Origin of the sequence: Microcoleus sp. Pol12B3, from assembly GCF_036701355.1 — a bacterium.
Lineage (GTDB): Bacteria > Cyanobacteriota > Cyanobacteriia > Cyanobacteriales > Microcoleaceae > Microcoleus.
Genome location: NZ_JAUBQS010000026.1, coordinates 81,166 through 95,399 on the forward strand (window position 1 = coordinate 81,166; position 14,234 = coordinate 95,399).

General features: G+C 44.8%; 7 protein-coding genes and 29 tRNA genes. 1 reads left to right on the forward strand and 35 read right to left on the reverse strand.

Translation table 11 applies throughout. The features are described 5' to 3' along the window. Window positions 1-577 precede the first annotated feature (577 nt). The 34 genes from QUA53_RS15245 to QUA53_RS15405 form a co-directional block, all read right to left on the reverse strand. On the reverse strand, window positions 578-1,540 hold the full coding sequence (locus QUA53_RS15245; RefSeq protein ID WP_333098109.1) for a GNAT family N-acetyltransferase: 963 nt from the start codon (window positions 1,538-1,540) through the stop codon (window positions 578-580). Between the two features lie 227 nt (window positions 1,541-1,767). Then, window positions 1,768-1,841 (reverse strand) — tRNA-Lys (locus QUA53_RS15250). A 136-nt stretch (window positions 1,842-1,977) separates the two neighbouring features. After that, window positions 1,978-2,118, reverse strand: a complete 141-nt coding sequence (locus QUA53_RS29230) for an ATP-grasp domain-containing protein (protein WP_445304954.1) — start codon at window positions 2,116-2,118, stop codon at window positions 1,978-1,980. 57 nt (window positions 2,119-2,175) lie between these two features. Then, window positions 2,176-3,405, reverse strand: a complete 1,230-nt coding sequence (gene tuf / locus QUA53_RS15255) for an elongation factor Tu (RefSeq protein WP_333098106.1) — start codon at window positions 3,403-3,405, stop codon at window positions 2,176-2,178. Between the two features lie 102 nt (window positions 3,406-3,507). Next, a tRNA-Ser gene (locus QUA53_RS15260) sits at window positions 3,508-3,592 on the reverse strand. Between the two features lie 169 nt (window positions 3,593-3,761). Then, a tRNA-Lys gene (locus QUA53_RS15265) sits at window positions 3,762-3,833 on the reverse strand. A gap of 101 nt (window positions 3,834-3,934) precedes the next feature. Next, window positions 3,935-4,507 carry a dihydrofolate reductase family protein gene (locus QUA53_RS15270; protein WP_333098104.1) on the reverse strand — a complete coding sequence of 191 codons (573 nt, stop codon included), beginning with the start codon at window positions 4,505-4,507 and terminating at the stop codon, window positions 3,935-3,937. Window positions 4,508-4,966: 459 nt separating this feature from the next. Continuing rightward, window positions 4,967-5,049: transfer RNA gene (locus tag QUA53_RS15275), tRNA-OTHER, on the reverse strand. 4 nt (window positions 5,050-5,053) lie between these two features. Continuing rightward, window positions 5,054-5,128 (reverse strand) — tRNA-His (locus tag QUA53_RS15280). 5 nt (window positions 5,129-5,133) lie between these two features. Next, window positions 5,134-5,206 (reverse strand) — tRNA-Ala (locus QUA53_RS15285). Between the two features lie 47 nt (window positions 5,207-5,253). After that, window positions 5,254-5,330 (reverse strand) — tRNA-Ala (locus QUA53_RS15290). A 6-nt stretch (window positions 5,331-5,336) separates the two neighbouring features. Beyond that, a tRNA-Arg gene (locus tag QUA53_RS15295) sits at window positions 5,337-5,410 on the reverse strand. 333 nt (window positions 5,411-5,743) lie between these two features. Beyond that, a tRNA-Arg gene (locus tag QUA53_RS15300) sits at window positions 5,744-5,816 on the reverse strand. 4 nt (window positions 5,817-5,820) lie between these two features. Then, window positions 5,821-5,895, reverse strand: a tRNA-Val gene (locus tag QUA53_RS15305). Between the two features lie 136 nt (window positions 5,896-6,031). Next, window positions 6,032-6,102, reverse strand: a tRNA-Gly gene (locus QUA53_RS15310). 5 nt (window positions 6,103-6,107) lie between these two features. After that, a tRNA-Thr gene (locus QUA53_RS15315) sits at window positions 6,108-6,184 on the reverse strand. A gap of 6 nt (window positions 6,185-6,190) precedes the next feature. Beyond that, window positions 6,191-6,262: transfer RNA gene (locus QUA53_RS15320), tRNA-Thr, on the reverse strand. Between the two features lie 95 nt (window positions 6,263-6,357). Next, window positions 6,358-6,431, reverse strand: a tRNA-Leu gene (locus tag QUA53_RS15325). A 122-nt stretch (window positions 6,432-6,553) separates the two neighbouring features. After that, window positions 6,554-6,626 (reverse strand) — tRNA-Pro (locus QUA53_RS15330). Window positions 6,627-6,630: 4 nt separating this feature from the next. Beyond that, window positions 6,631-6,711: transfer RNA gene (locus QUA53_RS15335), tRNA-Leu, on the reverse strand. Window positions 6,712-6,734: 23 nt separating this feature from the next. Next, window positions 6,735-6,811 (reverse strand) — tRNA-Leu (locus tag QUA53_RS15340). A 29-nt stretch (window positions 6,812-6,840) separates the two neighbouring features. Beyond that, window positions 6,841-6,914: transfer RNA gene (locus QUA53_RS15345), tRNA-Gln, on the reverse strand. Between the two features lie 35 nt (window positions 6,915-6,949). Then, window positions 6,950-7,636, reverse strand: coding sequence for a hypothetical protein (locus tag QUA53_RS15350; RefSeq protein WP_333248938.1), 687 nt, complete (start codon window positions 7,634-7,636; stop codon window positions 6,950-6,952). Between the two features lie 80 nt (window positions 7,637-7,716). Continuing rightward, window positions 7,717-7,791 (reverse strand) — tRNA-Asn (locus QUA53_RS15355). Window positions 7,792-7,797: 6 nt separating this feature from the next. Beyond that, a tRNA-Phe gene (locus QUA53_RS15360) sits at window positions 7,798-7,870 on the reverse strand. Window positions 7,871-7,874: 4 nt separating this feature from the next. After that, a tRNA-Ser gene (locus QUA53_RS15365) sits at window positions 7,875-7,961 on the reverse strand. Window positions 7,962-7,965: 4 nt separating this feature from the next. After that, window positions 7,966-8,040 (reverse strand) — tRNA-Arg (locus QUA53_RS15370). A gap of 34 nt (window positions 8,041-8,074) precedes the next feature. Next, a tRNA-Tyr gene (locus QUA53_RS15375) sits at window positions 8,075-8,156 on the reverse strand. Between the two features lie 4 nt (window positions 8,157-8,160). Further along, window positions 8,161-8,237 (reverse strand) — tRNA-Glu (locus QUA53_RS15380). Window positions 8,238-8,243: 6 nt separating this feature from the next. Beyond that, window positions 8,244-8,318, reverse strand: a tRNA-Trp gene (locus QUA53_RS15385). A 3-nt stretch (window positions 8,319-8,321) separates the two neighbouring features. Beyond that, a tRNA-Ile gene (locus QUA53_RS15390) sits at window positions 8,322-8,417 on the reverse strand. Between the two features lie 102 nt (window positions 8,418-8,519). Continuing rightward, window positions 8,520-8,593: transfer RNA gene (locus QUA53_RS15395), tRNA-Cys, on the reverse strand. Then, window positions 8,594-8,668 (reverse strand) — tRNA-Glu (locus tag QUA53_RS15400). It lies immediately after the preceding tRNA gene. 132 nt (window positions 8,669-8,800) lie between these two features. Further along, window positions 8,801-8,874: transfer RNA gene (locus tag QUA53_RS15405), tRNA-Asp, on the reverse strand. Between the two features lie 495 nt (window positions 8,875-9,369). Here QUA53_RS15405 and QUA53_RS15410 point away from each other — a divergent pair. Next, window positions 9,370-10,194, forward strand: a complete 825-nt coding sequence (locus QUA53_RS15410; RefSeq protein WP_333098099.1) for a biotin--[acetyl-CoA-carboxylase] ligase — start codon at window positions 9,370-9,372, stop codon at window positions 10,192-10,194. A gap of 229 nt (window positions 10,195-10,423) precedes the next feature. Here QUA53_RS15410 and QUA53_RS15415 read toward each other — a convergent pair whose 3' ends face one another. Then, complete coding sequence (locus QUA53_RS15415; protein ID WP_333098098.1) at window positions 10,424-14,038, reverse strand: OmpA family protein; 3,615 nt, start codon at window positions 14,036-14,038, stop codon at window positions 10,424-10,426. Window positions 14,039-14,234 lie beyond the last annotated feature (196 nt).

Consider the following 14,234-nt stretch of genomic DNA (forward strand, 5'->3'; position numbering starts at 1 on the left):
TCTCGACTTTGGCTTTTTGTGAGACTTAGCAAATTGCCAGTATCGGTAAAGATTCACGAAATCCGATAATCTTTACTGAAAGAAGCGCCGCTGTAAATGATAAGCTTGTTTGATATTGCGGATTTCCTCAGCCTTTTTGCTTGATTGAAATCTGGCAGAGCTTGTCTGTTCTGAATCCGCAGGAAATTCGTTGAAATTAGACTGATTTAGTACAACATCTGACTCTGACCGAGTCAGTTTGTAACCGAACAGTCTCGTATAAAGTAACAACATGACAATCAAGTCTGTATTGCAAGACTTTCAAGTTGATGTTCCTTGAAATTTTGAGTAATATTTAGTTGTCAAGGTTCAGAATTTGCATGAAAAATACAGGTTTTTGCTTGTCCTGCGCTTTCCATACTTAAATACTACATACATACTACACTGGTGTCAAGGGGGTAGCAAAAGTTTTTTAGATAAAACTTACACGAGTGGCGAAAAACCGGGTTTTTGCACCAAAATATTTCGTTGCAACCCGCAGATTCCTTAAAAAATCCGATTTCTTGGGTCAAAGCGCGCTCGCGAACTGTAACATCGATCAAACGTCCTTAACATAAGAAATGCTATCGCGAATATTGTGGAAGCCAGCCGACTCGTAAAGATGCAATGCACCTGAGGAATTTTCAGCATCGACGCCGAGAATAGCAGTAGCCACACCGGCAGCTTTGAGTCGATGCAAACCAGCCAGCAACATCGCTCGTCCCAATCCCATTTTGCGGAAGCCGCGCCGAGTGCCGAGACAAGCAATCCACCCTTCATTGCGCCCGGTACGATCGCACTCTTCCACACAAATCAGGCAGGAACAAAAACTGACAAATGTGCCGTCATCAGCAACAGCAATCAAGTCTAAATCATTTCTGTAATCGGGTTTAGCTAACTCGTGCTTAAATTTATCCACCGTTAAATCGTGATGATTCCAGTGATCGATAAACGACTGGTTGAACATTTCTACCCAAGCTGCCGCCTCCTGTTCGCCGGGGAACTGACGCAGCGCGAAACCTTCGGGGAATTGCGGTTCTGGGATCGGTTCAGAGAGCGATCGCGCCATTCGGTAAAAATAGCGATCGACCTTAAAACCGCAACTTGCCAGCACAGAAATGCGATCGCAATCCTCAGCGCGCGCGTAGGTTCGCAGCTTCACGCGCGCGCCCCGCATCGCAGACACTTCGCGCATCCGCACTTCACCCCAGGCGATCGCCGCTGCTTCCACATCACCTCCGCGCGCGTCGGGGTGAACGCGAAACCACAGCCAACCGTCAATTACTTCCCCTGGTTCAGAAATCCACAACCGAGCGAAACCGATTAATTTTCCCTCCACATCTTCCCAAAGGCGGATATCGCGGGCTTTGTCTAGCGACGGTTGGTTAAATTCTTGTTGCAATTCCGAAATGGAAGTACCTTCGTCGAGCCGATCGACTTCTTCGCAAGTATTGATTAAATGGGCGATCGCATCTAAATCGCGCTCGCCCCCATAGCAGCGCGCCGAGAGACTTGCCATCATAGCTAATCACCATTTCCTGTTGTTATTCAGTTTAAAAATAGCTTGGGCGATCGCACTTTTCTCGATCGGGCGGGTCGATTGACATTAAAAATCCGACCACGCAAACACTCACTGTAATCCAACCGCTACCGCCATTGGCTGCTATCGTGAGCGCAAAATGGGCGAAAAATGACATACTAGAGACAGTTTAAAGTCTCAAAGCCTTGTGAGTAGTATGTTATTTGGGATGGGAGTAGAAGGACTTGAACCTTCGACCTTGAGATTAAGAGTCACCTGCTCTAACCAACTGAGCTATACTCCCGCATCTAGGCTATTATAACACAACTGTTCTGAAAACTCAACTATTTTTGTATAAATTTGTGGCGATCGCCCTTACTCCTATATTTAATGTAAGTTCTATCGCCCTGATTCCATATTTCATTTAAGCGCGATCGACCTCAAGCACCTCCCCAGAGTTGTGCAAAACGTCCGGCAGACCACCCAACCAAATCTGATACTTGGCCATCTCCAATCTCGACAATTCGCTTGACTCCATCTTGGCGCTCTACTGCATCAACACTGAAAAACTTGCTGTGAATTCAGGAGTAAGGTGGACTTTGGTCCACCCTACTGATTCTAATTGGTTCCGAAAGCGTCTACTTGAGAATGTGGGAGACGACACCGGCGCCCACAGTGCGATTACCTTCGCGGATGGCAAAACGCATATTTTGTTCGATCGCGATCGGCTGCAACAACTTCACAGTCATATTAACCCGATCGCCCGGAATTACCATGTTGATGGCGCTGCCGTCATCAGCGGTAAAAGATGCGATCGTACCTGTAACATCCGTTGTCCGCACGTAGAATTGAGGGCGATATCCCGCAAAGAAAGGAGTCCGGCGGCCGCCTTCTTTTTCCGACAGCACGTAAACCTCAGAATCGAATTCAATGTGAGGTTGAATAGAACCGGGTTTAGCAAGCACCATACCCCGTTCAATTTCGTCTTTTTGGATGCCGCGAAGCAACAAACCGACATTATCTCCAGCCATTCCTTCATCCAGAATTTGCTGGAACATTTCAACACCGATAACAGTTATCGTGCGAGTGTTGTGGATTCCCACCAATTCCACAGTATCGCCGACTTTGATTTTACCCCGCTCGATTTTGCCAGTTGCGACAGTTCCCCGACCTTTGATCGAGAACACATCTTCAACAGCCATCAGGAAAGGTTTGTCAATATCGCGATCGGGCGTAGAAATCCAGTCATCTACCGCATCCATCAAATTGTAAATGCCATCAACCCACTCATCCTCGCCGCGCTGAATTTTCGGATTAGCAGTCATCTTTTCCAGGGCTTTCAGTGCCGAACCTGCGACAATTGGAATATCATCGCCGGGGAAACCGTAAGAACTGAGAAGTTCGCGAATTTCTAACTCGACCAACTCCAAAATTTCCGCATCGTCCACCATATCTTTCTTATTCAAAAAGACAACCAACTTCGGCACTCCCACTTGCCGCGCTAACAAGATATGTTCGCGAGTTTGAGGCATCGAACCATCTGCAGCCGACACGACGAGGATTGCACCATCCATTTGAGCGGCACCCACGATCATGTTTTTCACGTAATCAGCGTGACCCGGACAATCAACGTGAGCGTAATGGCGATCGCCAGTTTCATACTCAACGTGAGCCGTATTAATCGTGATTCCCCGCTGTTTTTCTTCCGGTGCAGCATCGATTTCATCGTATTTTTTAGCCTTGGCCCGACCCTGTGCAGCCAGCGTCATTGTAATCGCCGCTGTTAGGGTTGTTTTGCCGTGGTCAACGTGACCGATCGTACCGACATTGACGTGGGGTTTGTTCCGTTCAAATTTGGTGCGTGACATTACATTTGATTCTCCTCTAAGAGTTGTTGTTGGTTTCTAATCATGAGTTTTTAGTCCTTAGCCTATTATTGATGGCTAATGACTTATGACTAATGATTAAAAAGGAAAGTGGAGGAGTCGAACCTCTACAGCTTTCGCTGCACCCTGGTATTCCAAACCAGTTGCCGTCCACACAGCCGCACTTTCCAAGTTTTGTGATTTTTAACCGCAGATAATTGCATATCAAGCAGATGAACGCAGATAAAAGCCGCAGTTCTTATGCAACAATATGCCCTTCAATCTAAAATATAGAATCTCACAGATCTCCCTCAATCTAAAATCTAAAATCTAAAATCTAAAATCTAAAATCGATAGAGTGGGTGGTATAGGAGTTGAACCTATCTGGTACCGGTTAAAAGCCGGGTGCATAACCGCTTTGCTAACCACCCTTAAAAATTCAGCGTTTGTGTAATTCCTAAAAAATCATTGTGTAATAAACACTTCAGTCCTTTTTGGCTCCCAGTAATTGCAGCGCCTAAAGTCGCGATTGCTAATGCTTCACTCGATAATGAAGCAACATGAAACCGTTGCTATAGATTTTGCGATCGGCAAGTTCCAAATTTGTCGGCTCGATTGCACCGGAAAAAAGAGGAATTCCCGCTCCGATAACTAGCGGATTCAACTTGACAATCATCTCGTCAATCTCCGAAAAAAGAGTTGCCGCTAAAGCGCCACCACCGCAGAGCCAGATGTCTTTACCCGTTTCTTTTTTCAATTCCTTAACCAATGCAACAGGATTGTCCGAAACAAGTTGAACATTCTCATCCGGACTGGCTTCCATAGTGCGCGAAAAGACATACTGCTTCAAGCTAGGATAAGGATTAGTTACACCAACATCTAGCCCTACCTCATAGGTTTTCCGTCCCATCAAAACAGCATCAAACTGCTTGTTCTCTGCCGGAATGCCAAGTGCTTCCTGAAGGTGAGCCGGAATAGTCTCAGGAAAGGAATCGAACAAATCAGTGAAATGCTCCCCTTCCATAGGAAAACAATCAAATGAGCCATCTTCGCGAGCAATAAAACCGTCAACTGTGCAAGCAACGTAATATTTTAGTTTTCTCATATTTAACCTTTGTTTTGTTAAAATGTTAAAGACAATAAATGGAGAGGACGGGACTCGAACCCGCATCGATCGACAGCAACTTTAAGGAAACGCGCTTCCTTACTGCCCGCAAGCAGATGAGAACTGCCCCCATCTCGGACTGTTAATTCCTTTCAGTGCCTCCGCAACCCGCTGCCAGTTTGCGTTTTCAGGGAACGTCGCGAAGCAACTTTTTACCCTACTCAACAAACCCGATCGTCCTTTTGGGAGCCGCTTTTCCAAAGTTTTTACGGTGCCATTCCACTTAGGCGACCTCCCCATAATTTTGCTCAGTCTAGGATAGCAAATCTCGTGAAAAAATTAACCATAATTCTCCCTTATTTATATATAAAATCATAAGCAATCCACCGAGGAGGTACTGCCCCTCCTATCCCCGCGTTATCAGCACGGTGTCTCGCTTTTCGACTTCCGGTGGTTAAAAGGAAGATGAAGGAATCGAACCCTTACAGTTACCTGTACCCCAGTTTTCAAGACTGGTTGCCAACCATTTAGTGGCATCTTCCAAGGGGTGTCTGACGGGGCTTGAACCCGCTAATAACTAGCTTCACGGGCTAGCGTCTCGACCGCTTCGACTTCAGACACCGCAGTGGAATCAAGGAGAATCGAACTCCTAACCTCTTGCGTGCAAAGCAAGCGCTCTACCAATTGAGCTATGACCCCGCGTAAAAGATTCACCTGTCGAGTAAATCTAAAATCTAAAATTGGTGTGGTGGATTGCGATCGGATTTGAACCGATATCTTTCTAACAGCCAGTTAGATGCTTTACCAATTAAGCTACGAACCCATTCAGCAGGAGTGGTAGGGCTTGAACCCACAACATTCGAGGTAGAAGCTCGACACTCTATCCAGTTGAGTTACACTCCCATGTTTTTTGTTAATGCGCGATTCCCTACGGGATAGCTGCGCTTCACGCACTTTGACGTGCAAGTTATCAGAGCATTGCGTTTTCTCAGTTACTAGAGGGACTCCGCCGATGAGTTATTACACACTCTTTAAAGGATGGCTACCTTTAAGCCAACCTGCCGGGTTCATGGCACTCCCCGTTCTCAAACGCCCGCTGATTTTGACAGCGTTACCTTTCCTCTCGTACTAAAGTATGTAGGCTCCAAAGATTGGGACACGCAAAGGGCGATCGCTCTTACTATAAAAAATTATCCATTCAATGGAATCAACCTCCTTAAATTAAAGCAAAAACAACGAGAGTGGCAGGAGTTGAACCCACAACATCCGCGTCCGAAGCGCGGCGCTCTATCCATTGAGCTACACTCCCATATTGGTAGTCCTGACAGGATTTGAACCTGCAACATCTTGCTTGTAAGGCAAAGGCTCTACCATCGAAGCTCAGGACTACAAAAGCGGATGATGGGACTCGAACCCATGCGCTGAGAATGGCATACTCAGATGCTAGCCTTTACATCACACCCGCAAATCGATTTGAGATTTGAAATTTGAGATTTTGGATTGAAAAAACCTCTCGTTTAGCCAAGCGGATAACGAGGATCGAACTCGTGCCTAGAGTTTGGAAGACTCGAATGCTACCGTTACACCATATCCGCAATTGTGGGGCTGGTGATAGGAATTGAACCTACAACCGACTGATTACAAATCAGTTGCTCTGCCTAATTGAGCTACACCAGCGCGCCAAGCAGATGGCGAGATTTGAACTCGCAAGAAAGCTTTACAAGAACCTCATGTTGCCAATTACATCACACCTGCATTTTTGGTGCCGGGGGCAGGAGTTGAACCTGCTATTAAGAGGCTTATGAGACCTCCAAGCCTACCCAGGCTACTTCACCCGCTATGTCACCAAATACCCCTGACTGGCATCGAACCAGCACTAACTAGATCCTAAATCTAGCGCCTCTACCGATTGGGCTACAGGGGCAAAACCGATTTGAGATTTGAGATTTGAGATTGAATAAAACCTCATACCCCTGACAGGCATCGAACCTGTAAGACGCTCATTCTGAGTAAGCGATGTTTTCCAATTACATCACAGGGGTAAAGTCGGGATGGTTGGATTTGAACCAACGACTCCATGCTCCCAAAGCATGGCTTCTGGCCGCTGAATTACATCCCGTTCATGCTCCTAGTGAGACTCGAACTCACAATCAAAATAGAACAGATTTTAAGTCTGCCGCGTCTGCCAATTCCGCCACAGGAGCAACTATAAACTTACTTAAAAAATTGGTACTCCTGGTGAGATTTGAACTCATACAACACAATTTTTGAAATTGCGGCCTCTGCCAATTGGGCTACAGGAGTGTAATTGATCTGCTTTGGTAATAGCAGAACTGGGAAGGCAGGGCTCGAACCTGCATTTTTCCGCTTTCAAAGAGCGGTGCCATACCGATTAGGCGACTTCCCAATAACATTTACTCAAATTACTAAATATTTAGATATTTAATATTTTTTATTTCGGTTCCAATATCCTCTTGGCGGTTTCTGAATTCCATAAGTCTTACACCATTTTTCTATTGCCTTGCCACTGACACCAAACTCTTTTGCTAAGCAAGTGGTTGGTTTTTCCCACAGCATTTTTTCTAGCTCTTCTTTAGAGGGACGCTCAACTTTTCTGGCTTTCATATGAGGAACTCTTTTGTTCTGGCGAGCTATGTAATTATTTGCTTCCGGCTCTCTGCGTTTACTTCCATAATTTTCAGTTTGTCTGTGACAGTTAGGGCAAATAAATCTCAGATTATCTTGCCTATTATCTTGCCAATTCCCATTGATGTTATCGATGTCTAAAACTAACTTCTCTCCTAACCATTCACTTTGCACCAAACATTTATTGTTTTCACATTTATACTCTCTCCCAATCTCCATTAATGCTCTTCTAAGTTGGAAGGTTGGTGTTCTTTGATTGCGCGAACTTAGAACCAAAATTTCTTGGCAATGCTTTTTGGGATTAAGCCCTTTCAAACTTTTATCGGATTGTTTAAAGTGAGAGGTATCAATACCCAACTCTTTAATCCGCTTAGTTATGTGACCATGACTTCCACCACCTGCTATACCAAGTTGCCTTAAAACCCCACTGATAGAAAATGAATGTTTAACAGCTTCTCCCAAGATTTCTTTGGTGTATTTCATGAAAAGTGTAGAACTCAAGTAATTATTATTATAAATGAGCTCTGCACCATGCTTTACCAACTTTTTAACGTTGTGTAAAATGGCTGCCCCAGTAGGACTCGAACCTACAACCTAGCGGTTAACAACCGCTTGCTCTACCATTGAGCTATAAGGCAACGCAATCCCCCAAGTCAGTATCGAACTGACGACCTCTTGTTCTTCACACAAGCGCTCTACCAACTGAGCTATCGGGGGAAAACGGAGAAGGTGGGATTTGAACCCACGACGGTTGTTAAACCGCTCTTTCTTAGCAGGAAAGCGCCTTAAGCCACTCGGCCACCTCTCCACAACGAGAACGGAGGGATTTGAACCCCCAAATCTTCAGTTTCGTAGACTGAGATGTTATCCAGTTACACCACGTTCTCAAGATTGCAACTGCATATTAAATGCAGTTACAAATGGGTCGGGCTGGAATTGAACCAGCAACGCTTTAAGCTACTGTTTTACAGACAGCTACCCACGCCAATAGGAGGGCCGACCCAGTTTGGAAGTGCTGACGGGAGTTGAACCCGCAATCACTTGGGTGAAAACCAAGCGGCTTAAACCATTTGCCTACAGCACTATAAATTGGCACAGGAACTGAGATTTGAACTCAGAATGCTGGTTTTGGAGACCAGAGTGTTGCCAGTTACACCATCCCTGCTTTTGGTGGCAGCGGCGGGATTTGTAGCTTGCTTCCGCGAAGCGGTACCCGCATTGACCAAGGTATGAACTTGGCGCTTTACGATTAAGCTACGCTGCAATGTCACTTTCGCTTCGTTCCTTTTCAAAGTTAAAAAAATCAATTAAAAGACTGTTAGTTTAATCTTTTAATTTCTAATTTTTAATTTCTGATTGGGAACAGAGGTTAGGGCGGGATTTGAACCCGCGCAATTCGGTTTTGCAGACCGACGCCTTCAACCACTCGGCCACCTAACCTGGGAGTCCCGACGAGGTTTGCACTCGCAATCTTCTCCTTGAGGGGGAGACGGCTTGACTTTTGCCTACGGGACTTTGACCCCCGCCGAAAAACGGATACTTGCTTTCCGACAGGAGGTGTGGATTTTAGACCAAAGTTCCAATTCCCAGATTCTTCTCCTGTGGAGTAAATCTAAAATCTAAAATCTAAAATCTAAAATCGACTGACGGGAGTAACGAGACTTGAACTCGCAACCTTTCGCTCGACAGGCGACTGCTCTGACCGGTTGAGCTATACCCCCGCGAAAATGAACAATATTCTGTCCTTGAATTACTCAAGTTGGGACGGGGTGGCGGTTGATTCCGCGTACTACAACCCGATCGGGCTATTGTTGCCGGAGTCTACACCGCCGATGTCCACAATTATGTGACACGATTAACTTCCTATTCAGTTTTCAAGGTTCATATTGCTAGTGGGGTAAGGCTTTTAAGCTCTTTCCCCTTCGCCATACATTTATACTACATTATGTAATACAAGACTGTCAAGGGGGTAATACAACTTTTTTTTAAATTGGGTTTTTTAAAGGGGTGTCGATCGCTCCAACCAACCCTATACGTTCCTCCAAATCCTTATATATCAATATTTTTGCTGCTAAACAGATGTTGTGGCGCAAGGTAACTCTAATTCTGAAACTGTACTACACTCCCATTTCTCTGAATTCTCGCCGTCGCGCGAGGTGGCACTTCTGGAAAATGCGATAATCAGCTTTTAGATATCAAATACTACAAATCAAACGTTGTCTGAATTGCCCTTAACTCCCGTGTCCGCATTGCCAGAAGCCGATCGCCCAAATCTCCATCACTGGCTACACTCTTTGAATACCTGTCCGAGTACCAACAGTTGGGCGATCGCCCGCGCGGGCCAACTACACCACGGAGATGCAGTATTTACCAAGCGACAAACCAGCGGGCGCGGGCAACACGGGCGCACGTGGCACGCCCCAAGCGGTGTCTTGACTGTTAGTTTTGTACTCGAAAACCTCAACCCCACTCTGTTGTCCGGGCTCAGTTTAGCAGCGGGTTTAGCGGTGATTTACGCGATCGAAGATTTGGTTCCCGACTGTCGCGATATGCTGCGCCTGAAATGGCCAAACGATGTCTGGATCGATCGCCACAAATTAGCCGGAATTCTCTGCGAAGCTACCAACGGCAATGCTTTGGGTAAAACTCGCGCCGTTGTGGGAATTGGGCTCAACCGCTGCGTAGATTTCGCGGCTGCGGGATTGGATGAAAGGGATCTCGGCAAGGCGGTAAGCTTGCATTCTATTGCTAGTACAGTACCAGATGAACTGTGTTTGGTCGATCGACTGCGGCACTATTTACTCGAACTAGCCGATATGTTTTCTACCACAGACAAGCCAGCCTCCAAGTCCGGTTTAGCGCTACTTTTGCCGGAATTGCGCCGCCGCGATGGGTTGATTGGCTGCCCGGTGGCGATCGAACTTTCCTCGGAAACCATCTGCGGAGAAGCAGCCGGCATTGACGGAAGCGGCCGCTTGTTAGTATGCTTGGCGGGCGATCGAATACAACCCTTTACCTCCGGGCGAGTTAGATTAATTTAAGAGGAAGAAGGAAGTTCGGCAACGGATGTAACGGATGTCAGGAATAACGAAGAAGCAAGAAGGAAGAAGGGAAATGCAGTCAGAGCAATATTTTCAGCGATAAAAAATTTCCTAACCTTCTTGCCAGTTACTATAAATTAAGAGAAAGAAGTCATTAGTCATTAGGGAAAATTCCCAATTAACAATGCCCGATGCCCTATTCCCTATTTTCAATTACCAATTCCCTATTTTAATTTATCACCTCAAATACTACTAATCTGCTCAACCACAGCGGTTGAGTTGCCTCCACACCTTCCGGACGACCCTTAGTAGAAGCAACTTGTATTCTGTTGCCATTTATCCCTTGTCTAACCAAAATATTTTTCACATTTGTCGCCCTTTCCAGTGCCAACTTTTGATTTTCTACCGGAGTGCTTTTAAAATCGCTGTAGCCAACTATCCTTAAATTCTTCGTGCGATTTTTCTCCATATATTCCTTGACTTTGCTAAGCTTTTCTGCTACATCTTTCGCCTGCAAACTTGCCGAACCTGCACCGAAATACACGCGAACAGGCATTATTATCTTTGGCGGCGGTGGAGTTCCTATTATCACTGTATTTGTGACAGACTTCACCCCCGGAATTTTCTCAAAAGCTTGAGTTATTTTCTGAGCATCTGGCACTTTGCTCACGCTGCCTGCAACGGCGACTTTTCCCTCTGCATAGCGAGCTGAGATATTAATTCTTTCTACTTTATTCAAAAGAGCTGCTGTCCGCTTGACATCGGCTTCGACTAAAACTGGATCGGGAGGTACTTCAACGGCTATAATTTTATTTTCAATTCTTGATTGGGGAGCCACTTGCTGAGCGATTTTTTCCGCTTTCAATCGCAGATTTTGATTCGGCACTCGTCCCGAAATCTGCAATAATTTATCTTTAACATCTGCCGCGATACGATAAACCGATAACTCGGGAGCAGATTGTAATGCTAAATTCGTATCTGCTTCTAAGCTGGCTTCAACTCCGCTGCGGTATTGATGAATTCCCCAAGGTACCCCAATTAAACCTAACGCTGCCAAACCGATAATTGGTAAAATGGGACGTTTAGAAGATTTAACTTTTACCTCTGTATCGATTAATTTTTGCAATTTCGAGTTGACTTCTGGTGGCACAGTTGCTGGATCGCCGTTAAATGACCAAATTATATCTCCGTATTCTTGAACAATATTGTTGAATATCGCTCGCATTTTGTACTTAAACCACTGGCGGGTTTCTCCTTGCATCACTACTGCTAGATAACACGAACCCGCTACTTCCAATACGATCGTAGATGTGCCGTATTCTATTGCATCAATTTCTGCAATATTTCCAGACTGAGATATGCAATCGTTGACAAAAGCCCGAATAGCAGTGAGCATCCCCGCTACCATCTCTGATTCTAGCTGTTCGCGTTCAGACTTCTGCACTGCAGAAATTACTAAGCCCGATTCTGTTTGAATTAAAAAAACAGCTTTAACACTCAGAGGTGTTGTTTCTTTGATCAGCAATTCTGCTTCAGAAATGCCCTGTAATTTTGCTTTAATTTTACGACTAATTCCCTCGGGACTTAAAGATGCTTCAAGTTTTTCATTAATCTCCCGCATCATCTCGGCGATGTATTTTAAAATCGTGCTGCCGATGATCGGATAAAGTGCATCCGACATTGCTTCTCGCTTGAGATGAATTTGCTGTTTGATAGCGGTGGCCATTTCCGGCGCGATCGCCATTGCAATTTCATCGGGGGATTCACTTATTCTGTGGCTGATTCCCACAGTCAGAGCCGGCGATATGGCTACTCCCATCGATTGTCTATTTTCTCGGCTTTTCGTATTAATTATTTCATCAATTATCGGAGCTATGGTTTCGACAAATGATTTTCTAGACTCATTAATTGTTTGGAGCATCATTTCGGGAAAAATGATTTTAATTCTGGCAAGTAATTCTTCCCGATTGCCTCCCCATTCCGCATCAGTAATTTTGCGATCTAGTTCGCCTACTTTATCGTTAAGTCTGTAATTATAACTTACAACTTCATCTAACAAGGGTAAAATAGATTCGATGACAGACTTTTGCAGTTGGGCGTGATGGCTAACCATCAGCTCGTCAATCAAAGGTTTCAGTAAATCTGTAAACAAGTCTGTCGATTCATAAATCCGGTGTTCGATCGCCACAATCTTTTGTTCGATCTTCGCGAGTCTTTGATCGATCCTTTTATTCTGAATGATGGCATCGACAGCGGGGGCGATCGCAGATTCTATCTCCAGCTTTGCTTCCCCGATGTTTCGAGACAGAATTTCTAAAATCACTGGCATTATTCTTGCCATCAACCCTTCTATCTCGCCTAAAACTTGCTGCTGAACTTCGACAATTTTAGTTTCATTATTTAATATTTGTGCTGCAATACCGCTGTTTTGAATAGCTGTGTTGACACCAGGTGCGATCGCCTCTCTCACCTCTAACTTTGTCTCCTCGATTTTCCGGTTCAGCGACTCAATCATTAACGGCATTAACCTTGCCATTATATCTTCCGGCTGAGATTTTTGCTGTCGCTGAAGATTATTTAGTCTACTTTCTACATCGCTCAATTTTCCTTGAACTTCTCTTTGAAGAATTGCTGATTGTATCAAAGGTTCGATCGTCGCTGCTACTTGTAATTTTGATTCCTCGATTTTCTGATTCAGCAAATCAGTTATTGCAGGCATTAGCACCGCCATTATCTCTTCTGGCTTCTGAATTGGCGACTGTTGTGTAGCCAGTCGGCGTTCGATGATGCTCAATACTTTTTCTTCTATTTCTACCCAAGCTATTCTTACCTGTACTGAGGGGGTAACAGCTTCTACAATCTCTGATTTTAATTCACTAATTTTGCGGTTTAGCAATTCGCTAACTACTGGTACTAGCTGCTTGATTAAATCTTCCGGTTGCTGCTGGTAACGCTGTTGAATATTCGCAACTTTATCTTCAATTCTTACTACCTGTTCTTCAAGCCCGTTTTGATTGTGAATTACTTGATTGACTTTTGGTGCGATCGCCGAAGCTACCTCTAACTTAGACTCCTCTACCTTACGCTTGAGTAGCTCGCCTACCACCAACATCACCCTTTGCATTAACTGTTCTGAATTCGGCAGTTGCTGCTGGTTGAAGTTAGCAATTTTATTTTCCAAATCAGCTATTTTGGTCTGCAATTCGAGCTGATTAATTTGATCGCTGCTAGCGAGTTCGATCGCCTTTTTTAATTCCGACTTCAACCCCTCTAATTCATCTCTCACTAAGTCAGGAATTAACGGTCTCAGTAAAGTCATCAACTCTTGGGGTTCAGACATCAACTTCTCAAAAGTTTCTAACCTTTGTTCCACGCTCAAAACATTACTGTAAAATTCCGGTAAATCCCTTTCAAACAGCAGTTGCTGCAACCGCTTAAACTCCTCTACTGCTTGTTCTAACTCTTCCTCAGACGGTGGATAATTTTTGGCTACCTTCGCGGTTACAGATAAATCGGGTTCCTCATTATTACTTTTTTCTCGTCTTTGAGATGGGATTTCTTCATCATTAGTTAATACTTCCGGTACAATACTCGGTGATTCGATCAGGAAAGACAATTGTTTGCGCCGATTTTCCTCATCCTCTAATCGCTGCACAGACTTTTCCGAAAGCGGTAATTTCAGCTCGCTTGGCTCTTTTTTGGATTTCTTCAATAACTGAAATTCAGTCAGTATGGTTAGCAATTCCTGAAGTTGCTCTCCAGCTTTAGAACTTGCCTGAGTTGCATCAGAAACCTCTTTTTCTGACTGATACATTTTGCCTGAGTTATCATTAGATGCTGCCATACTGCCCTACCCAAACGTGATTTTGATCGACCGAAGAAAATTACCAGCTTGCTTGCCGCCTCACTCCAGCGACAATCAATAGGAATGACACAATTTTTCCAAGCGTCAGGCGTACTAAAGGTTAGGGTCGAGAGAAGATATTACTATCCTCTCCCTCCCATTCGGAACCGTGCTTGCAACTTTCACTGCACACGGC

What these genes read in the sequence shown, in the direction of transcription:
- QUA53_RS15245 (WP_333098109.1), bottom strand. Translation starts at nt 1,540, where the DNA reads ATGATGGCAAGTCTCTCGGCGCGCTGCTATGGGGGCGAGCGCGATTTA.
- tuf (WP_333098106.1), bottom strand. Translation starts at nt 3,405, where the DNA reads ATGTCACGCACCAAATTTGAACGGAACAAACCCCACGTCAATGTCGGT.
- QUA53_RS15270 (WP_333098104.1), bottom strand. Translation starts at nt 4,507, where the DNA reads ATGAGAAAACTAAAATATTACGTTGCTTGCACAGTTGACGGTTTTATT.
- QUA53_RS15350 (WP_333248938.1), bottom strand. Translation starts at nt 7,636, where the DNA reads ATGAAATACACCAAAGAAATCTTGGGAGAAGCTGTTAAACATTCATTT.
- QUA53_RS15415 (WP_333098098.1), bottom strand. Translation starts at nt 14,038, where the DNA reads ATGGCAGCATCTAATGATAACTCAGGCAAAATGTATCAGTCAGAAAAA.